Annotated in this window: 20 protein-coding genes; 17 read left to right on the top strand and 3 right to left on the bottom strand. The window is 66.5% G+C overall.

Annotated features, from left to right (window positions below):
* Positions 1-49 precede the first annotated feature (49 nt).
* From repA to repC, 3 genes are all read left to right on the top strand, one after another.
* Positions 50-1225, top strand: coding sequence for a plasmid partitioning protein RepA (gene repA / locus R2601_RS25150; protein ID WP_007803927.1), 1176 nt, complete (start codon positions 50-52; stop codon positions 1223-1225).
* Positions 1225-2172, top strand: coding sequence for a plasmid partitioning protein RepB (gene repB, locus R2601_RS25145; protein ID WP_007803926.1), 948 nt, complete (start codon positions 1225-1227; stop codon positions 2170-2172). The genes repA and repB overlap by 1 nt, the downstream gene beginning before the upstream one ends.
* A 192-nt stretch (positions 2173-2364) precedes the next feature.
* Entirely contained in the window at positions 2365-3531 is a 1167-nt protein-coding gene (repC, locus tag R2601_RS25140; RefSeq protein ID WP_083794035.1) for a plasmid replication protein RepC, read from the top strand.
* A 56-nt stretch (positions 3532-3587) separates the two neighbouring features.
* Here repC and fliI read toward each other — a convergent pair whose 3' ends face one another.
* Positions 3588-4934 carry a flagellar protein export ATPase FliI gene (fliI, locus tag R2601_RS25135; protein WP_040546126.1) on the bottom strand — a complete coding sequence of 449 codons (1347 nt, stop codon included), beginning with the start codon at positions 4932-4934 and terminating at the stop codon, positions 3588-3590.
* Between the two features lie 81 nt (positions 4935-5015).
* On the opposite strand from fliI, the gene flgB reads away from it, so the two are divergent.
* Genes flgB through R2601_RS25090 form a run of 9 tightly spaced genes read left to right on the top strand, consistent with a single transcriptional unit; the run spans position 5016 to position 12181 of the window.
* Complete coding sequence (gene flgB / locus R2601_RS25130) at positions 5016-5402, top strand: flagellar basal body rod protein FlgB (protein WP_224888185.1); 387 nt, start codon at positions 5016-5018, stop codon at positions 5400-5402.
* Between the two features lie 11 nt (positions 5403-5413).
* Positions 5414-5824, top strand: coding sequence for a flagellar basal body rod protein FlgC (flgC, locus tag R2601_RS25125; RefSeq protein ID WP_007803917.1), 411 nt, complete (start codon positions 5414-5416; stop codon positions 5822-5824).
* 12 nt (positions 5825-5836) lie between these two features.
* Positions 5837-6166 carry a flagellar hook-basal body complex protein FliE gene (gene fliE / locus R2601_RS25120; protein WP_007803915.1) on the top strand — a complete coding sequence of 110 codons (330 nt, stop codon included), beginning with the start codon at positions 5837-5839 and terminating at the stop codon, positions 6164-6166.
* 17 nt (positions 6167-6183) lie between these two features.
* Positions 6184-6453 carry a flagellar biosynthetic protein FliQ gene (locus R2601_RS25115; protein WP_007803913.1) on the top strand — a complete coding sequence of 90 codons (270 nt, stop codon included), beginning with the start codon at positions 6184-6186 and terminating at the stop codon, positions 6451-6453.
* Positions 6453-7277, top strand: a complete 825-nt coding sequence (locus R2601_RS25110; RefSeq protein WP_007803911.1) for a lytic transglycosylase domain-containing protein — start codon at positions 6453-6455, stop codon at positions 7275-7277. Before R2601_RS25115 ends, R2601_RS25110 begins: the two co-directional genes overlap by 1 nt.
* A gap of 5 nt (positions 7278-7282) precedes the next feature.
* Positions 7283-9370, top strand: a complete 2088-nt coding sequence (flhA, locus tag R2601_RS25105; protein WP_040546152.1) for a flagellar biosynthesis protein FlhA — start codon at positions 7283-7285, stop codon at positions 9368-9370.
* Position 9371: 1 nt separating this feature from the next.
* A complete protein-coding gene (locus R2601_RS25100; RefSeq protein WP_007803907.1) occupies positions 9372-10127 on the top strand; it encodes a flagellar biosynthetic protein FliR in 756 nt (251 codons plus the stop codon).
* Between the two features lie 3 nt (positions 10128-10130).
* A complete protein-coding gene (gene flhB / locus R2601_RS25095) occupies positions 10131-11258 on the top strand; it encodes a flagellar biosynthesis protein FlhB (RefSeq protein ID WP_007803905.1) in 1128 nt (375 codons plus the stop codon).
* Positions 11259-11290: 32 nt separating this feature from the next.
* A complete protein-coding gene (locus R2601_RS25090; RefSeq protein WP_007803903.1) occupies positions 11291-12181 on the top strand; it encodes an alpha/beta fold hydrolase in 891 nt (296 codons plus the stop codon).
* Positions 12182-12185: 4 nt separating this feature from the next.
* Here R2601_RS25090 and R2601_RS25085 read toward each other — a convergent pair whose 3' ends face one another.
* A complete protein-coding gene (locus R2601_RS25085) occupies positions 12186-13088 on the bottom strand; it encodes a LysR family transcriptional regulator (protein WP_007803901.1) in 903 nt (300 codons plus the stop codon).
* A 60-nt stretch (positions 13089-13148) separates the two neighbouring features.
* On the opposite strand from R2601_RS25085, the gene R2601_RS25080 reads away from it, so the two are divergent.
* The 3 genes from R2601_RS25080 to R2601_RS25070 all read left to right on the top strand — a co-directional run bounded on the left by R2601_RS25080 (position 13149) and on the right by R2601_RS25070 (position 16711).
* The gene (locus tag R2601_RS25080; RefSeq protein ID WP_007803899.1) at positions 13149-15989 is read left to right on the top strand and encodes an FAD-binding and (Fe-S)-binding domain-containing protein; all 2841 of its coding nucleotides are present in this window, start codon (positions 13149-13151) and stop codon (positions 15987-15989) included.
* Between the two features lie 109 nt (positions 15990-16098).
* The gene (locus R2601_RS25075) at positions 16099-16326 is read left to right on the top strand and encodes an AbrB/MazE/SpoVT family DNA-binding domain-containing protein (protein ID WP_007803897.1); all 228 of its coding nucleotides are present in this window, start codon (positions 16099-16101) and stop codon (positions 16324-16326) included.
* Positions 16316-16711 carry a PIN domain-containing protein gene (locus R2601_RS25070; protein WP_007803896.1) on the top strand — a complete coding sequence of 132 codons (396 nt, stop codon included), beginning with the start codon at positions 16316-16318 and terminating at the stop codon, positions 16709-16711. The genes R2601_RS25075 and R2601_RS25070 overlap by 11 nt, the downstream gene beginning before the upstream one ends.
* Before the next feature lie 15 nt (positions 16712-16726).
* On the opposite strand, the gene R2601_RS25065 is transcribed toward R2601_RS25070, so the two are convergent.
* Positions 16727-17482: an IclR family transcriptional regulator gene (locus tag R2601_RS25065; protein ID WP_007803894.1), complete on the bottom strand. Its 756-nt coding sequence runs from the start codon at positions 17480-17482 to the stop codon at positions 16727-16729.
* A 149-nt stretch (positions 17483-17631) separates the two neighbouring features.
* Between R2601_RS25065 and R2601_RS25060 the strand changes: the two genes are divergently transcribed.
* Entirely contained in the window at positions 17632-19152 is a 1521-nt protein-coding gene (locus R2601_RS25060; protein WP_040546121.1) for an ABC transporter substrate-binding protein, read from the top strand.
* Positions 19153-19247: 95 nt separating this feature from the next.
* The coding region (locus tag R2601_RS25055) for an ABC transporter permease family protein (RefSeq protein ID WP_007803890.1) at positions 19248-19577 on the top strand (330 nt) is incomplete at its 3' end.

Raw genomic sequence — 19577 nt, 5'->3', positions numbered from 1 at the left:
CAATACTAAAATAAGCGTAACAAACGCTTATGGCACGAGGGCAGAATTGATGACACGACAGGACCGGATCGACCTTCTTGTGGGCGATCATGCGGCCAGATTGTCGGAACGGCTGCAGGCGCACCGCGCCCAGCTGTTTCCCCCGCACGCGCGCAAGGAGCTGCGCAAGTTCACCTCCGGCGAGGTCGCGGCCCTGCTTGGCGTCAAGGATGCCTACCTGCGCAAGCTACATCTCGACGGCAAGGGCCCCGAGGTCGAGATCCGCGGCAATGGCCGCCGGTTCTACGCGCCCTCCGACATCGCCGAGCTGCGCAAGTTCCTCGAGAAAGGCGCCAAGGCGCCGGGCACGTACCTGCCCGGGCGGCGCGAGGGCGACCATCTTCAGGTCATCACGGTGATCAACTTCAAGGGCGGCTCGGGCAAGACCACGACAGCCGCCCATCTCGCACAGAAGGCGGCGCTTGACGGCTACCGCGTGCTGGCCATCGATCTTGACCCGCAGGCCTCGCTTTCGGCCCTGCACGGCTACCAGCCCGAGTTCGACATGCTCGACGGTGGCACGCTTTACGACGCGATCCGCTACGACGATCCGGTCGCCATGTCGGACGTGATCCAGAAGACCTATTTCCACGACCTCGACATCGTGCCGGGCAATCTCGACCTGATGGAGTTCGAGCACGAAACGCCGCGCGCGCTGGCCGAGCGCTCGGGCGAGATGTTCTTCACCCGCGTCGGCGACAAGCTCGCCGAGGTGCAGGACGATTACGACCTCGTCATCATGGACTGCCCGCCGCAGCTGGGCTTCCTGACCATGTCGGCTCTGTCGGCCGCGACCGCCGTGCTTGTCACCGTGCACCCGCAGATGCTCGACGTCATGTCGATGTGCCAGTTCCTGCTGATGACCTCGAATCTTCTGGGCGTGGTCAGCGAAGCCGGCGGCGACATGAGCTATGACTGGATGCGCTATGTCGTGACCCGCTACGAGCCGGGCGACGGTCCGCAGAACCAGATGGTCAGCTTCATGCGCTCGATGTTCGGCGAATATGTGCTGAACCACCCGGTGCTGAAATCGACCGCGATCTCCGACGCCGGCATCACCAAGCAGACACTCTACGAGGTGGAAAAAAGCCAGTTCACCCGCTCGACCTATGAGCGGGCGATGGAGAGCCTAAATTCCGCGAATGGCGAGATCCTCGATCTCGTTCAGAAAAGCTGGGGGCGCTGATGGCACGCAAGGACCTTCTCAAGAGCCTGATGGGAGATGCGCCCGCACCGGCGGCGGAGGCATCCGACCCTGCCGCGCCGCGTCAGGCCCGCTACCAGAAAGGCGCCATCGGCGCGGTCAGCCAGTCCATCGCGCAGCTCAAGAGCCGGGCGATGGTCGAGGTCCCCGCGAACCAGATCGAGGACGGCGGCTTGCAGGACCGTCTCGGCGAGGATCCGGCCGAGCATGAACGGCTCAAGGCGTCGCTGGCGGAATACGGCCAGCAGGTGCCGGTGCTTCTGCGCCATATCGAGGGCAGCGACGACCGCTTCCAGGTGGTCTATGGCCGCCGCCGGGTCGCCGCGCTGCGCGATCTCGGCCTGCCGGTCAAGGCGATGGTCCGCGAGCTGTCGGACCGGGACCTGATCATCGCGCAGGGGCAGGAAAACGCCGCCCGGCGCGACCTCAGCTTCATCGAGAAGGCCAACTTCGCGCGCCAGATGCGCGACGAGGGCTTCGAGCGCAAGATCATCTGCGACGCGCTGCATATCGACAAGACCGTGATCAGCCGAATGCTGAGCGTGGCCGACACCGTGCCGCAGGTGCTGATCGAGGCCATCGGACCGGCGCCCTCCGCCGGGCGCGACCGCTGGCGCAAGCTGGCCGACCAGCTGACCGCGGGCGGGTTCTCCCCGGACCGTGTCGCCGGCACCCTGACCGGCGAAAGCTCGGACGCGCGGTTCGAAGATGCGCTGCGCATCGTCAGCCGCCGGTCCGCGAAGCTGGCCCCTGCCCCGGCTCCCGATCGCGAGCTACGTGGCGAGAGCGGTCGCATCGGGCGGGCGAAGAAAACCGGTAAGAAAACGGTGCTGACCTTTGATGCCGCCGAAGCCCAGGGCTTCGAGGACTGGCTCATCGACAACATCGAAGAGATTCACCGCAACTGGCGCAGCCAGACCGGCGAATAAGGGCGCAAGCCCCAAGACATCGAGCAGAAACAAGGAGGCACGACACGGCAGGACCAAAGAAAAAGCCCCTCAGGACATAACATCCCAAGAGGCCTGATCTCGTTTTCGCACCTCGAATCTAGCCCCTTTTGTTGACAGCTGTCAACGCCGTGTGAGTCCGGCGGCCGGAAAAGTTTTGCCCAGTGAAACGATATGCAGAGACTGACAACGACGTCCTTCGGGCGGCGGCCGCTATCGGCTGCCCAACTGGAGGCGGTGACCCGGCTCGACCGCCCTGCCCCGGTCGCTTCCATGGACAAATGGGAGCTTCTGACGCAACTGACCGCCGCGCGCGAGAGCTACGAGCTTTCGGACCGGACACTGCGGGTTCTCGCAGTGCTGCTTGGCGTGCATCGCGAGCGTGAGCTGACCGACGGGGCGCCGCTGATCGTCTACGCCTCGAACGCCACGCTCTGTGAACGCGCCCACGGGATGCCCGAAAGCACACTGCGGCGCCACCTCGCAGCGCTGGTGGCAAGCGGCCTCATCGCCCGCCACGACAGCCCCAACGGCAAGCGCTACCAGCGCCGTGATGCCTCGGGCGCCGTTGTGCGTGCTTACGGGTTCGACCTCCGGCCCCTGCTCCTGCGCGCCGGAGAGATCGCCCACCACGCCCGCGCCGCCGAGATCCGCAGCAACGAGATCGCCCTGCTGCGAGAAGAGGTTGTCTTGCTGATCCGCGATGCCTCGGACCTGGCGCAGCTTGGCCATGCCTCCGAGCTCGACGAAGGGCTCGATGCCATTGAAGACGCCGTGATCCTCGCCAAGCGCCAGTTGCGTCGCAAGCTTGGTCTTGAAGATCTCTCGACCATCCGTGACCGCCTGCAACCGCTCGTCGCCACGCTTGTGGAAAAGCTCACTCCAGAGGTCGAACCGACCGACCCCGTGACGCCTGAACTGATCGCCTCGGACAGCCAAAATGAGCGGCACATACAAGTTTCAGATAAGACTCTTATTGATCTGAAAGAGCGCGTCCCCGAGCCTCACAAGGCACAGTCGGTACAGAAGGCGCTAAGCCCGATCCTCACCGCCTGCCCCGATGTCCTGCCATATGCTGAGAAGCGTGTGTCCGACTGGACGAGCTTTGTCCAATTGATGGCCCGTATCGCCCCGATGACCGGGATCGACCCGTCGACATGGCAAGAGGCCTGCCGGGCTATGGGTCCGGAGGATGCCGCGACAACACTCGCAGGTATCGTTCAGAATGTTGGGACGATCCGCTCGCCGGGGGCGTATCTGCGAAGCCTGTCGCGGAAAGCGCAGGAGGGAAGTTTCACGCCGGATGCGATGATCTCGAGCCTTCAGAGGAAAGCCGCGTGAGCGGGGTGACGGGGGCCGAGTTGACAGCTGTCAACTTCACGGCGCCCCTCCAGATCTCATTCCGTCGGAACGGAGATACCGGCCTCGGTCAGGCAGGCATGGATGCGGGCGAAGGTCTCGTTCGGTTCCATCGCGTCCCGCTTGCTCTGGCGCAGAAGATCTTCGAGCGGCTGGAACAGCTTGATCGCGGCGTCGACCTCGGCATCGCTGCCGGGCCGGTAAGCGCCGATGCGGATCAGCTCTTCCATGTCGGCATAGCGCGCCATGGCGCAGCGGGCGGCGCGGTAGATCGCGTATTCCTCGGGGCCGTGACAGTCCGGCAGCATCCGCGAAATCGAACGCAGCAGGTTCACCGCCGGAAAGCGGCCCGTTTCCGCGATGCGCCGGTCGAGCACGATGTGGCCATCCATGATGCCGCGCACCGCATCGGCGATGGGATCGTCCATATCGTCACCATCGACGAGAACGGTGTAGAGCGCGGTGATGTCGCCGCCCTCGCCGCTGCCCGGTCCGGCACGCTCCATCATCCGCGGAAGCTCTGCAAACGTGGTCGGCGGATAGCCCTTGGCGGTGGGCGGCTCGCCGCCAGCCAGGCCGATCTCGCGCTGTGCCATGGCGAAGCGCGTGACGCTGTCGAGCAGCAGCAGAACCTGCTTGCCCTGATCGCGGAAATGCTCGGCCACGGTGGTGGCGGTCCAGGCAGCTTGCCGGCGCATCAGCGGCGGTTCGTCACCGGTCGAGACCACGACGACGGCGCGGGCTAGGCCCTCTTCTCCAAGATCGTCCTGCAGGAAGTCCTGCACCTCGCGGCCACGTTCGCCGACCAGCCCCACGACAATCACATCCGCCTGGGCGTTGCGTGCCAGCATCGCCATCATCGTCGACTTGCCGACCCCAGAACCCGAGAACACACCCATCCGCTGGCCACGGCAGAGCGGGGCGAACACGTCCATCACCTTGAGCCGCGTTGACAGCCGGTCGCCGACGCGGCGGCGGGTGAAGGCTGGGGGCGGCGCGGCGCGCAGCGGGCGCGGCCTGTCGCCCTCGGGCAGGCGACCCTTGCCGTCGAGCGGTTGCCCGAGCGCGTTCACCACTCGGCCGATCCAGGCGTCATCGGGGCGCAGCTCGGCGCCGGACTGGGTGACGGCCACCGGATCGCCGGTGCGCACGCCATCCCAGCTTCCGAAGGGCAGGAGCCTTGTCCCGCTTTCGTCGATGCCCACCACCTCGGCCAGAACCGGGCCATTGGCACCTTGTACGACGCAATGCGCGCCGATGCCCACGGCGCGCTCAAGACCCGAGACGGTAAGCACCAGCCCAAGCGCCGACGTGACCTGCCCGGTTATGCTTGCCCGTTCTATGGTCCGCGTAAGGCTAGAAAGCTCTGAAAAGGCTGTATGCATGGTTCTATCCATTGCTAAGCAAGATTTAATCATGCTATCTTTGATTGAGACAAAAGGAAACTGTTCATGAAGCTTGGTGGAATGTCCTTTTTTCAGCTGGCCTCGCAGCGCATGACATGGCTGGGAGCCCGTCAGGCTGTGATCTCTGAAAACGTCGCGAATGCCGATACGCCGGATTACAAGGCGAAGAAGGTCAGCGGGTTCGACGCAATGCTCGAGAACGCCGACGCGATGCAGGGGCTCAAGGTCACCGATACGCGGCACATCACGAGCAGCGGCGAGACGCCGAACGGCGTGCGCGTGACCGCGGATGAGGACGCCTGGGAGGGCAGCATCGACGGCAACACCGTGGCGCTCGAACAGCAGACCATCGACGCGGCAGAAGTTGCCGGCAGTTACCGGCTCGCGGCCGAGCTTTACCGCCGTGGACACAGCCTGCTGACCATCGCGGTCACCGGCGTCAGATAAGAGGGCAGGGCATGGACACGCTCAAGACAGTTCTTTCCGTCGCCGCAAGCGGCATGCGCGCTCAGGGCGAGCGGCTCAAGGTGGTGTCGGAGAACGTCGCCAACGCCAGCTCGACCGGCAACAGCAACGGCGAGGATCCGTACCGCCGCAAGATCATCTCGTTCCAGGAGATGGTCGACCGCGACAGCGGCGCTTCGATGGTCGAGGTCGATGGCGTGCGTCGCGACGATGCCGATTTCCAGCTGAACTACGACCCCTCGCACCCGGCCGCCGATGAGGATGGCTTCGTGAAGGTGTCGAACGTCAACACCATCCTCGAGATGAGCAACATGCGCGAAGCATCGCGCAGCTACCAGGCCAACCTGAACATGTTCGAGACCGGGCGGAGCATGCGCTCGCAGCTTCTCGATCTGCTGAAATAAGACTGAAGATCCATGGCGACCGATACCAACTCCTTCCTCTCGATCAATGCCGCATCGGGGGCCTACCGGGCCTCGCAGGACATGACGGCCGCGCCCGTCGCCGACCTCGGGTCAGATGAAGGCAAGCCCAGCTTTGCCGACATGGTGGCGCAGGCCGGCTCGGACGCCGTGCAGACGATCCGCGAAGCCGAGGTGACGGCGCAGACCGGGCTGCGCGGCAATGCCGATACCCAGGCGGTGGTCGAAGCCACGCTCGAGCTCGACTCGACGGTCAAGACCGCGGTGGCGGTGCGCGACAAGCTGGTCGAGGCCTACCAGGAAATCATCCGCATGCCGATCTGATCGGAGGGGAGGCGGTCGTGACCGAAAGCGATACCTACACGATCCTGTCCGACGCCTTCCTCGCCGTGCTCTACGGTTCCGGCCCGATCATGGCCATCGCGCTGGTGGTGGGGCTGATCATCGCGTTCTTCCAGGCCCTGACCCAGGTGCAGGAAATGACCCTGACCTTCGTGCCCAAGATCGTCGCGATCTTCATCGGTCTGCTGGCCTTCACACCGCTGATGTACACCGTGGTCAAGCGGCTCTCGGACCGTGCCTTCGACCTGATCGTGAGCGGCGGTCTGTGATGCGCGCGCTGCGGATCCTTCTGACGGTTCTGGCGCTGGTTGCGGGGCAGGGGGCCCTGGCCGACTGGAGCAATTTCTACCGCCCCTCCGAGCGCGTCTCGCAGGCGCCGCAGGCGATGGGGCCGCGCTCTACCGGCAACCCGGCGGGGGTCTGCATTCACGAGATCCTGCGCGCCCAGCTGCGTCACCAGATCCCGGGCAACCTTCTGCTCGGCATCGGCCTGCAGGAAAGCGGCATGATGCATGAGGGCGAGCTGACGATCTGGCCCTGGGTCGCCAATGCCGACGGTGACGGGCGCTTCTTCGAGACGCCGCAATCGGCGGCGAGCTGGGTGCGGGCGCGGCAGTCAGCCGGGGTCGAGTCTATCGATGTTGGCTGCATGCAGGTGAATCTGCGCTGGCATCCGGATGCTTTTGTCCAGCTCGAAGAGGGGTTCGACCCAGCGCGCAACGTCGACTACGCGGCGCGGTTCCTGGTGCAGCTCTATGAAAAGACCGGCGACTGGATCAAGGCGGCCGGGCATTACCACTCGGCCACCGAGGTGCACCAGGGTGTCTATCTCGATCGGTTGAAACAGAATGTCTCCATCGCCAACGAGCGGCTCGACATCTTCCGCCAGCTTGCGGCCTCGGGCAGCGGCGGCGGGGCAGGGGGGCTCGGTCTTGCCGCGGTGGCGGCGGTCACCTCCGAGCCGTTGCCCTCGGGGCATTTCTGGACCTCCGACATGACCCTCCGTTCCGGCGCCGCCAACAGCGGCGCCCGCAGCCTGTTCGGGCGCGAGACGCTCTCGCCCGTGCTGCCAGCCTTCCGAAAGATGTTCTGATGTCGATGTCCAATCCTTCCACGAATTCCCTGCCGGGCTGGCTGGGCCGGGGCCACGGCAACCGCGACATCGGCTTCGCCATCGCGGTGACGCTGATCCTCGCGGTGCTGTTCGTGCCGCTGCCCGCGGCAGTGCTCGATTTCGGGCTGGCGGTGTCGCTCTCGGTGTCGGTGCTCGTGCTGATGGTGGCTCTTTGGATTCCCAAGCCACTGGAATTCAATAGCTTTCCGACCCTCTTACTTGTCGTCACGATGCTGCGCCTGTCGCTCAACGTGGCCTCGACACGGCTGATCCTGTCGGAAGGCCACACCGGCCCCAGCGCCGCCGGCGGGGTGATCGAGGGCTTCTCGCGCTTCATCGTCTCGGGGAACTTCATCATCGGGATCGTGGTCTTCGCGATCCTCGTGGTGATCAACTTCGTGGTCATCACCAAGGGCTCGACCCGGATTGCCGAGGTCTCGGCCCGCTTCTCGCTCGACTCGATGCCCGGCAAGCAGATGGCCATCGACGCCGATCTCGGGGCCGGCATCATCGACGAGGAGCAGGCCCGCTCCCGCCGCAAGGAGCTCGAGGACGAGAGCGGCTTCTTCGGGGCGATGGACGGTGCCTCGAAATTCGTCCGCGGTGACGCGGTGGCGGGTCTCATCATCACGCTGATCAACGTCATCGGTGGCATCCTGATCGGCGTGGCGCAGCACGGGCTGTCGCTCTCCGAGGCGGCGGATTTCTATACCGTGCTGACCATCGGCGACGGGCTTGTGACGCAGGTGCCGGCGCTGATCGTGTCGCTGGCTGCGGGCCTCATCGTCACCAAGGGCGGCACCGAGGGCGCCGCGAACGAGGCGGTGCTGGGGCAACTCTCGAAGTTCCCCAAGGCGCTGTTCATGGCGTCGGTCCTGCTTTTCGGCATTGGCCTCCTGCCGGGCTTCCCGAGCCTGATCTTTACCGCGCTGGCGGCGATCATGACCTTCCTCGGAATGATGGTGATGCGCCAGGCCGAAGCAGCGCGGGTCAGCGCCGACCGGGTCGAGGCGGCCAAGCAGCGGGCCGAGACCGCCGCCCCCGAGGACAACATCAAGGACACCCTCAAGCTTGACGGTCTGCGGCTCGAGCTGGGGCAGTCTCTCGTGCCGCTGATCTCCAACAGCGACGCGGCGCTGGCGGGCAAGATCAAGAGCCTGCGCAACCTGTTTGCCCGTGAGTTCGGCTTCGTGCTGCCCTCGGTGCGGATCAAGGACGAGCCGATGCTGCCGGGCCAGACCTATGCCATCATGGTGCAGGGGGTCGAGGTGGCGCGCGGCGAGATCCGCCCGAACGGGCTCATGGTGGTCAATCCCGGCGAGTGCGGCCTGTCGGGCGAGCGCGGCAAGGATCCGACCTTCGGGCTCGAGGCGCTCTGGGTCGATCCCGAGACCGGCGCCCGGGCCGAGGCCATGGGCCTGACGGTGGTCGATCCCGAAAGCGTCATCATCACCCACCTGACCGAGGTGGTGAAGGAGCACCTGCCCGAGCTGATGACCTACGGCGCGACGCAGACCCTGATCGAGGGGCTCGACCGCGAGTACCAGAAGCTGGTCAGCGACATCCCCGGCAACGCGCCGATGGTGCTGGTGCAGCACGTGCTGCAGACCCTGCTGGCCGAGCGCGTCTCGGTCCGCAACCTGCCGCTGATCGTCGAATCCATCGCCGAGGCCAAGCGCACCACATCGAGTGTGACACAAATCACCGAGGCGGTGCGGCGGCGGCTGTCGAACCAGATCTGCAAGTCGCTGGTCGATGACAACGGCTTCATCTCGGTGATCTCGATGTCGCCCGCATGGGAGAAGGAATTCCTCGAGGCGCTGCGGGTCAACGGCGACGAGCGCAACTTCGTGATGTCGCCGCAGCGGGTGCAGGAATTCGTGCTGCAGGCCCGCCGCGAGATCCAGAAATTCGCCGAACAGGACCAGTGGCCGGCGCTGCTGGTTAGCCCCGAGGTGCGCAGCTTCGTGCGCTCCATGCTCGAGCGCGTCAGCCCGATGACCGTGGTGCTGTCGCACAACGAGATCCATCGCAAGACCGCGCTGCGCACCGTGGCGACCGTGGGCCAGTAGGGTGAACCTCGCGGCGCTCATCACCGTCGAGTTCCTCGGCGTGGCGCTGGTCTTCGCCCGCATCGGCGGGATGCTGATGTTCGTGCCGGCGCTTGGCGAGACCGTCATCCCGGTGCGCCACCGGCTGGCCTTTGGGGTGCTGCTGTCGCTGGCGCTCTACCCGGCGGTGCCGCAGGGCCCGGTCTCGCTCGATGCGCCGGGGCCGCTGGTCGGAGCGCTGGCCATCGAGCTGACGCTGGGGCTGTGGATCGGCGTCACCGCCCGCATCCTGCTCAGCGCACTGGAATTCGCGGGCTACCAGATCGGGCTGGTCTCGGGCCTGTCGAACGCGTTCTCGCCCAGCCTGGGCTCGTTCCAGGGCTCGACGCTGATCTCGACCGGGCTGATGCTGGGCGGCGTGGCGATGATCTTTGCCACCGACCTGCATCACCTGATCATCGGCGCCATGGTCAGCAGCTACGACCTGTTCCCGCCGGGCCAGATCCTGCCTTCGGATCTGGCCCAGCAGATCGTCAAGGCGGTGTCGCAGAGCTTCTATCTCGGCCTGTCGATCGTGGCGCCGTTCTACGTCATGGGGCTTCTGGTCAATCTCGGCATGGGGCTTGCGGCACGCATGATGCCCTCGCTGCCGGTGTTCTTCGTCGCAGCCCCGGTGCTGATCATGGCGGGGCTTCTGGTGCTGGTCATGGCCACGCCGGTGATGCTTCGTGAATTCGCCGAACGGTTCGGCGAATGGCTTGGCCTGCTGGTGTTCTAGACCATGGCGGATCAGGACGAGGACAAGGACAACAAGACCGAAGAGCCAACAGAGCGAAAGCTTCGAAAGGCGCGCGAGAAGGGCGACGTTGCCTCCTCCAAGGAGGCTGGCAACGTCATGGCGGTGCTGTCGCTTTTCGCGATCACCGCCTTCGTGCTGCCATCGGTCTCGGCGCCGTTGGCGGGGGTGTTCCGCAACGTGCTCGAGAGCGCCGGGCAGGTTCATGTGGGTACCGATCTGAGCGGGCTGCGCGATCTGGGCGCGGTGAGCTGGAAGGTGCTGCGCGGCGTGGGCATCCTGCTCGGGCCGCTGATGGCGCTGATGGTGATCGGCGCTCTGGCGGGCGTCGCGCTGCAGGGCGAGGTGGTCGTGGCCTCCGAGCGTCTGAAGCCGAAATGGTCCAAGATCTCGCCAATCTCGGGCTTCAAGCGCCTGTTCTCGCTCGCCGCCTTCGTCGAGTTCTTCAAGAGCGTTACCAAGGTGCTGCTGGTCGGTGTGATCGCGGGCTGGGTGGTGCTGAACGCGGTGGGGCAGATCTGGCAGACGCAAGGCCTCGTGCCTGAGATGGTGACCGATTTCATTCGCGCCGAGGCGGCGCGGATGCTGCTCATCACGCTGGCACTGGTGAGCGTGATCGCGGTGGCTGACATTCTGTGGAAGCGCTTCGATCACCGCCGCAAGCAGCGCATGTCGATGAAAGAGATCAAGGACGAGGTCAAGGAGACCGAGGGCGACCCGCTGATCCGATCCAAGCGCATGAACATCCGCCGGGAGCGGGCGCGACAGCGCCTCGCACAGGCAGTGCCGCGCGCCACGGTGGTGCTGACCAACCCGACCCATTTCGCGGTGGCTCTGAAATACGAGAACGGCGTCGACATGGCGCCGGTCTGCGTGGCCAAGGGGGCCGACCTGCTGGCGGCGCGGATCCGCGAACTGGCCAAGGAGAACGAGATCCCCATGGTCGAGAACCGGCCCTTGGCGCGCGCCCTGCATGACGTGGCCGAGCTCGACCGCCCGATCCCGGTCGAGCATTGGGAGGCGGTCGCGGCGATCATCGGCTACATCATGGATCTCGAGCGCAACATCCGTCGGACCCCGCCGGAGGGCTCGAGCCTGCGTGAAGACGCGTAGGGCAGGGCGGCAGGTAGGACCGGGAGGAGCGTATGACGGACGGCAACACAGAGGCGGCGCAGGACTGCGTCTGGGAGGTGGACGGGCTGCGGCTTGCCGGGCGCGTATGGGGGCCGGCGGACGGCACGCCGGTGCTGGCCCTGCATGGCTGGATGGATCACGCCGACAGCTTCCAGGAGCTGGCGCCGAGGCTTACGGGCTGCCGCGTGGTGGCGCTTGATCTGAGCGGGCAGGGGCTCAGCGGCCATCGTGCGGCGCATGCCACCTACAACATCTGGGATGACCTGCCGCAGATCGCCGAGCTGCTCGACCTGCTGGGCTGGCAGGACTGCGTCCTGCTCGGCCATTCGCGCGGCGCCAATATCGCGGGGCTGTTCGCGGCGGCGCAGCCAGACCGGGTGCGGGCGCTGATCGCGCTCGACTCGCTGGCGCCCGAGACCGATCCCGACGAGACCATCGTCACCACGCTCAGGGCCTTCATCGAGCAGACCCGCAAGCAGAAGGCCCGTCCGCCACGTCTATTTGCCTCTCCCGAGGCCTATATCGAGCGTCGCGCGGGGCAGGGCAACGCCCGCCGCACGTCCGCGGCGCTGGCGGCGCGGGCGCTCGAGCCGCATCCCGAAGGGGTGCGGATGCGCGGCGACCCCCGGCTCTTCGCGCGCTCGGCGGTGAAGCTGAAACAGGCGGATGTGGAGGCCGTGATGCGGGCGTGGCGCTGCCCGGTGCTGAACATCTGGGCCACGGACGGCATCAAGAGCCGCCGCAATGCAGTGGCGCAGCTCGCGGCGCGGGCGGAGGCGCTGGTGGCGAGGTATGAGACCGCCGAGATCGCCGGCGACCACCATTTCCACCTCGACCCCGGCGCGGCGGGGGCGATCGCCGAGGTGGTGAGCGCGTTTCTCGACCGGCACGGTTGTCGCTGACCGGTCACCCGAGAAAGAGCGTTCGGAAGCGCTCGGCGGTGGGGGACAGCGCCCGGCGCGCCGGGCTCAGCAGGTAGAGCTTGCGCTCGAGCACCAGGTCGCTGACCGGCACGAAGACGATGCCCGGGTCGTTGAACAGCCCCACCGCGTTGCGCGGCAGCAGCGCCACGCCAATGCCTGCCCGCACGAGGCAGAGCTGGGCGATGGTGGAATGGCTGCGCAGGGGGCCGGTCTTCAGCGTCTCGGGCAGGCCGGGATGCGCGGCAAGCAGGCGGGAGGAGCCGGTCTCGGTGCCAAGGTGAATGAGCTCCTGCGGATCGATATCGGCCAGCCGCACCGGGGCGCGCCTGCGCGCCAGCGGGTGCTCGGCGCAGCAGGCGAGGCCGAAGGGATCGGCGGCGATCTCGGTCTGGACGAGATCGGGCGAGCTGCGGGCGCGCCCGGCCACCGCCAGATCGAGCCGCCCGTCGGCAACCATGGTGGCCAGCGTCTCGGCGACGTCGTCATGCAGGGTGAGGATGACCTGCGGATGCTCGGCGCGGAAGGCTGCTATGGCCGGGGCGATGAGCGGGGTGATCGCCGAGGGCGCGGCGCCGAGGCGCAGCGCGCCGTGCAAGCCGCGCGCCTGCGCCCGCAGCCGGGTCAGGGACTGGTCGAGCGCATCGAGCAGTGGCGCGGTGTCCTTCAGGAAAGCCAGCCCCAGCGGCGTCGGCACCGGCGGGCGGCTGCGCCGGTCGAACAGAGATCCGCCGGCGATCTCCTCGATCTGCCGCACCGTCTCGGTCAGTGCCGAGGGCACCACGCCCAGCCGGTCGGCGGCGCGGGCAAAGCTGCCCTCGGCCCAGATCGCGTGGATCGCCCGCAGGTGCCGCAGGTTGAAATTCGTATTTTCTGCATCAATCTTCATATCTTTCAATTTTATAGAACCCCACGCTTCGGTCAATATGCGCCCGCACAGGAGACCCACATGACCGCCACCGACAGCCGCTTCGCCGACGCCATCGCCAAACTTCCCGCCGCCCTGCGCGCCGCGGGCTTCAGGGGAGAGGTCGAGCGCGACAGCGCCCTGCGCGCAGCCATGTCGACCGACAACTCGGTCTATCGCATCCTGCCCGACCTGATCGTGGCGCCGCGCGATGCCGAGGACGTGGTGACGGCCATGTCGGTGTTTGAGCTTCCCGAGTTCGCGCATCTCGCGCTCACCGCGCGCGGCGGGGGCACCGGCACCAACGGGCAGAGCCTCAACCGGGGCGTCATTCTCGACATGCGCCGCCACATGCACCGGCTGCTCGAGGTCGATCCCGAAGGCCAATGGGCCGATGTCGAGCCCGGTATCGTGCTTGACGACCTCAACGCGCAGCTGCGGCCGATGGGGGTGTTCTTCGCACCGGAGACCTCGACCTCGACGCGCTGCGTGGTGGGCGGCATGGTCTCGACCGATGCGTCGGGCAAGGGCTCGCGGATCTATGGCAAGACCTCCGACAATCTCGTGGGTGTCGAGATCGCCCGGGGGCAGGGGCTGGTCTCGAGCCTTGAGGCCGCACCGGGCTGGGCGCAACCAATGCTGGAGGCCGCCGAGCGCGCTGCGCGGGCGGGGCGGGCGGCTTTCATCGCCAACACACCGCGGCTCAACCGCCGCTTCACCGGCTACGATCTCGAACGCGCCTGTCCCGAAGACGGCGGCTTCGACTGGTGGCGTCTGTTCCCCGGCTCCGAGGGCACGCTGGGGCCGATCACCCGCATCCGGGTGAAGCTTCGCCCGCTGCCGAAGCAAAAGCGCCTCGTGGTGGCGGGCTTCGCCAGCTTCCGCGACTCGCTCGCCGCGGCGCTGCCGCTTATGCAGGACGATCCCACCGCCATCGAGGTGATGGACGAGCGCGTGCAGGCGCTGGCCAGCGAGGCCGGGCTCCTGGGGCGTCTGCCCGAGGCGCTGCGTCCCAAGGGCGGCGAGGCGCTTGCCTATACCTTCGTGGAGTTCAACGGCGACAGCGCCGAGGAGCTCGAGGCCGGGCTCGCCGCCTGCGAAGCGCGGCTGCGCGGTCTGCCGGGCATCCGGGCGGTGCACGTGGCCTCGGGCGCCGACGAGATCCGCGAGCTATGGGCGATCCGCTCGGCGGGCGTCGGGCTGCTCGGCAAGGTCGAGGGGCGGGCGCGGCCGGTGGCCTTCGTCGAGGATTGCGTGGTGCCCCCCGAGGAGCTGCCGGCCTTCCTTGACGGCTTTCTCGAGATCCTCACTCGGCATGGGCTGAGCTTTGGCATTTACGGCCATGTCGACGTGGGCTGCCTGCACATCCGACCGGCGCTCGACATCGACGCCGAGGAAGACCGCGCCCGTCTGGTCGAGGTCTCGGACGAGATCTATGCGCTGGTGAATCGCCATGGCGGCATCTTCTGGGGCGAGCACGGCAAGGGCGTGCGCGGGGCCTATCTCGAGGGCTGGATCGGGCCCGAGGCCTATGCCGCGCTGCAGGGCGTGAAGGCGGCCTTCGACCCGGCGGGCCGGTACAACCCGGGCAAACTGGTGGCCACCGACACGCCGGTGATGGGCATCGCGACGACGCCGTTCCGCCCGTTCAACGCGCCCGAGGGTGACGCGCTGGAAAAGGCCTTCCGCTGCAACGGCAATGCGCAGTGCCTGAGCTATGCGGCGGCCACGCCAATGTGCCCCTCGTTCAAGGCGACCGAGGACTTGCGTCATTCGCCCAAGGGCCGGGCCGACGCGATGCGGGCTTGGCAGGAGGGCAAGCGGACCGGCGCGCAGACCGTCGAGGAGGCCGACCTGCTCGGTACGCTCGACACCTGCCTCGGCTGCAAGGCCTGCGCCTCGACCTGCCCGGTGCAGGTCGACATCCCTTCGATGCGTGCGGCGGTCTATGCCGATGTCTACGCCCGCAAGGCGCGCCCGCTGACCGATCGGGCCATGCTGCTGGCCGAGCGGCTGAGCCCGTGGCTGCTGCGCGCGGCACCGCTGACGCGGCCGTTCTGGCCTCTGGCGCGCAGGATCACCGAGCGCCTGCTTGGCGTCACCGACCTGCCGGGCAGTCTCGCCCGACCGCTGCCGCGTGCGGCGCGGATCTCGGTGCGGGAGCTTGAGAGCGAGACCTTGCCGGAGCGCACCGTGCTGGTCTGGATGGACTGGTTCTCGGCGCTTTATGACGAGGCGACCCAGCGCGACGTGCAGCGCGGGCTCACCGCGCTCGGCTATGCGCCGCGCTTCGTCGAGATGCTGCCGGCGGGCAAGGTGGCGGGCGATCTGGGCGATCCGGCGGGGTTCCGGGCGATGGCAGACCGGCTTTCGGAGGCGCTGCGGAAGGGGGCTGCCACCGGCGCCCCGATGATCGGGCTCGACCCGGCCTTCGTGATGGCGTTGCGGCAGGACTACCGCAAGGCGGGGCTCGACGTTCCCGCGCTGCTGCTGCCGCAGGAGTTCCTCGCGTCGGAAGTGCGCTCGGGCGTGCGCCTGCCGCAGGCGAAGGGCGGGGGGCTCAGCCTATTTACCCATTGCACCGAGAGCACCGGTGCGCCGGCGGCCCGCAAGGACTGGCAGGCGGTCTTCGCCGGGATCGGGCTCGAGATCGAGACGCCCGCGACCGGCTGCTGCGGCATGGCGGGCATGTTCGGTCACAAGGACCGCCATCAGGAGATGTCGCGCAAGCTCTTCGACCTGTCCTGGGCCGGGCCCGTGGCCGAGGCCGAGGAGGCCGCGGCGACCGGCTTTTCCTGTCGCTGCCAGAGCGAGCGGCTCGGCGGCAAGGCGCTGCGCCATCCGCTGGGGCTGATCGCCGACCGGCTGGGTGATCCCGGCTGATCGTGGGCCACCTCAGGCCCGGGTCCCGTCGATCCCTGCTGAGCGGTTGCGATATCGTCCGGTTGGATATACATATAGTCGAGTATATCCAACTCCGGAGGAGGCCGCCATGCAGGTCGCGAAATGGGGCAACTCGCTTGCCGTGAGGCTGCCCGCCGAGCTGGTCCGCAAGCTTGGGCTGAAGGAAGGCGACGAGATCGACCTCACCGCCGGTGACGACGGTTTCGCGGTGACGCGCCACGCGCGCCCCGACGAGGTGCTGGCCGGGCTGCGGCGGTTCCGTGGCCGGCTTTCGGCGCAGGATCGGCTGAGTCGCGACGCCGCGCATGAGCGCTGAGTTTCTCGACACCAACGTCATCCTCTACCTGCTCGACGACGGACCGAAGGCGAACCGCGCCGAGGCTCTGCTGCTGCGCGCGCCGCGGATCAGCGTGCAGGTGCTGAACGAAGCGCTGGTGAACTGCCGTCGCAAGGCCGGGATGGACTGGGATGAGGCCGGCGCCTTCCTGTCTGGCATCGAAGAGCTGTGCCAGGTCGAGGATCTCACGCCGCGCACCCACGCGGTCGGCCGCGCCCTGGCCGAGCGCTACCGGCTCTCGGTCTACGACTCGATGATCGCCGCCGCGGCGCTGCTGGCGGGATGCACGGTGCTGCATTCCGAGGACATGCAGTCCGGCCTGCTGATCGAAGGGCAGCTTCGGATCACGAACCCCTTCCTCTGACCCGCCGGAGGGCCGTCAGCCCTGGATGCTGGCAGTGGTGTCGAGCAGGACCGGCAGGATCTCGCGCCGCACGCGGTCGAAATCGTAGGTCAGGCTCGACAGCGACACCTGCACGGCGGCATCGGCGCGGCCATCGGTGCCGATGATCGGCACCGCCAGACTGATCTCGTTCAGCAGGACTTGCGCTTCGGTGATGGTGTAGCCGTTGCGTCTCGCGGCAATCACGTCATCTTCGACGACCGCGCGGTCGGTGATCGTGAGCGGCGTCACGGCAGGCAGGGGCCAGGTGGCGCAGGCCTCGCGGTACTCTGCTTCGCTCCGCGTCGCGAGCATCACCCGTCCCGACGCGGTGGCCAGCGCCGGCACCCGCCGTCCGACGATGCTCGCGGCAAAGTGGGTGCGGTGATTGGGCAGGCGCAGGGCATAGATGATGTGATCTCCCGACATCTGCGCCAGGTTCACCGTCTCGCCGACCGTGCGGCTGAATTCGATCAGCTTTGGCAGGGCCCGGGAGATCAGCGGATCCGACCAGTAGTAGACATAGGCCAGCTCGAGCCAGGCGTGGCTCGGGCGGTAGCGCCGCGTGTCGGGGTCGCGGTCGAGCATCCCTTCGACATGCAGCGTGTGCGCCAAGCGCTGCACCGCGCTCTTCTCGAGCCCGGTGCGTTCGACCAGCTCGGTGAGCGTCAGGGAGACATGGGCTTCGTCGAAGGCACGCAGCAGGCGCAGCCCCTTTGCGAGCGTTCCGACGTGGAGAGAGTTCTGCTTCATTTGCAACCGCTGCCTTCATCAACCGGCGCGCTTCCCGCTTTTGGTGAAGAGGGGGCTTGACGACAGCCATGCCTGTCCGGCTAAGATGATTAAATAATAATCTAATGTATCAAATAATGATACTCAAATGTCAACCAACGGGAGTTAAAATGAATAGAAGACCTCTGGACCGCTCCGCGATCCTCGCCCTTACGCTGGCGATGACCACCGCAATGCCTGCCTTCGCGGACAAGGCTTCCGGCACACTGAACGTGGCCTTCACCAAGGAGCTTGAGAACGTCGACAGCTACTTCAACTCGTCGCGCGAAGGCGTGGTGATGCAGCGCGCCGTCTGGGACGGCCTGATCTATCGCGACCCCGAAACCAACGAATACGTCGGCAACCTTGCCGAGAGCTGGGAGTGGATCGACGACACCACGCTCGAGTTCAAGCTGCGCGAGGGCGTGACCTTCCACAATGGCGAGGCGTTCAACGCTGACGACGTGGTCTACACGGTGAACTTCGTCGCCAAGGAAGAGAACGGCGTGAAGACCCAGCGCAACGTCAACTGGATGGAGTCTGCCGAGAAGATCGACGACTACACCGTGCGCATCAAGCTCAAGGAGAAGTTCCCCGCGGCAATCGAGTTCCTCTCGGGTCCCGTCTCGATGTACCCCAACGAGTACTACGCCGAGGCCGGCCCGTCGGGCATGGGCCTGAAGCCTGTCGGCACCGGCCCCTACAAGGTGCTCGACGTGGTGCCGGGCCAGCACTTCGTGCTCGAGGCCAACGAGAACTACCACGACAGCCCCAAGGGCCAGCCGAAGATCGAAAAGATCGACATCCGCACCATTCCCGACGTCAACACGCAGATGGCCGAGCTGTTCTCGGGCTCGCTCGACCTGATCTGGCAGGTGCCGGCGGACCAGGCCGAGAAGCTGGGCGAGATGGGGCAGTTCACCGTCGCCAACGAGTCGACCATGCGCGTGGGCTACCTGCAGATGGACAGCGCGGGACGCTCGGGCGACACCCCGTTCACCGACCCGCTGGTGCGCAAGGCCGTGAACCACGCCATCAACCGTCAGGAACTGGTGGACGCGCTGCTTCAGGGCTCGTCCAAGGTTGTCTACACGCCCTGCTTCCCGAGCCAGTTCGGCTGCATCCAAGACGTGACCGAATACGAGTACGATCCCGAGAAGGCCAAGGAGCTGCTGGCCGAGGCCGGCTATCCCGACGGCTTCAGCACCGAGTTCTACGCCTATCGCGACCGTCAGTACGCTGAGGCAATCGCGTCGTACCTGAACGCCGTTGGCATCGATACCGACTTCAAGATGCTGCAGTATTCGGCGCTGCGCGAGCTCAACATGGACGGCGAGGTGCCGCTGTCGTTCCAGACCTGGGGCAGCTACTCGATCAACGACGCCTCGGCCATGGTCAGCCAGTTCTTCAAGCACGGCTCGCTCGACAGCACCCGCGACGAAGAGGTGCTCGAATGGCTCAACGTGGCCGACAGCTCGACCGACCCGGACGAGCGCATCGAGTACTACACCAAGGCCATCCAGAAGATCGCCGACGAGGCGTTCTGGGCCCCGATGTTCACGTACAACACCAACTACGTGTTCTCGGACACTGTCAGCTACACGCCCACGCCCGATGAAGTGCTGCGCTTCGTCGACATGAGCTGGAACTGATCCAACACGGGTGAGGGGCACGGCCTCTCACCCGCTTCCCAGACCACCGAGATACCAGACGCACGGGCCATGCGGTCCGGCGCGAGAGGGTTCGCATGCTTCCATTCATCCTGAAACGGCTGGGGCTGGCGCTGCTTGTCGCCTTCACCGTCAGTTTCATCAGCTTTTCCCTGCTTTTCCTCTCGGGCGATCCGGCCGCCGCGCTGGCGGGCGAGACCGCGAGCGGCGAGGACATCGAGGCGATCCGCCGCATCTACGGCTTCGACCGACCGATGCTGGTGCAATACGGCGACTGGCTGTTCTCGGCCCTGCGCGGCGATTTCGGCGAGAGCTACTACTTCAAGCTCCCGGTTGCGAGCCTGATCGCGGAACGGCTTCAGGTCACCATGACGCTGGGCGTCTGCGGCATCCTCTTCGCGCTTCTG

The sequence above is a fragment of the Salipiger bermudensis HTCC2601 genome, from assembly GCF_000153725.1.
GTDB lineage: Bacteria > Pseudomonadota > Alphaproteobacteria > Rhodobacterales > Rhodobacteraceae > Salipiger > Salipiger bermudensis.
The sequence above is the reverse complement of the archived record's forward strand: the minus strand, read 5'-3'. Positions and strand labels throughout refer to the sequence as shown.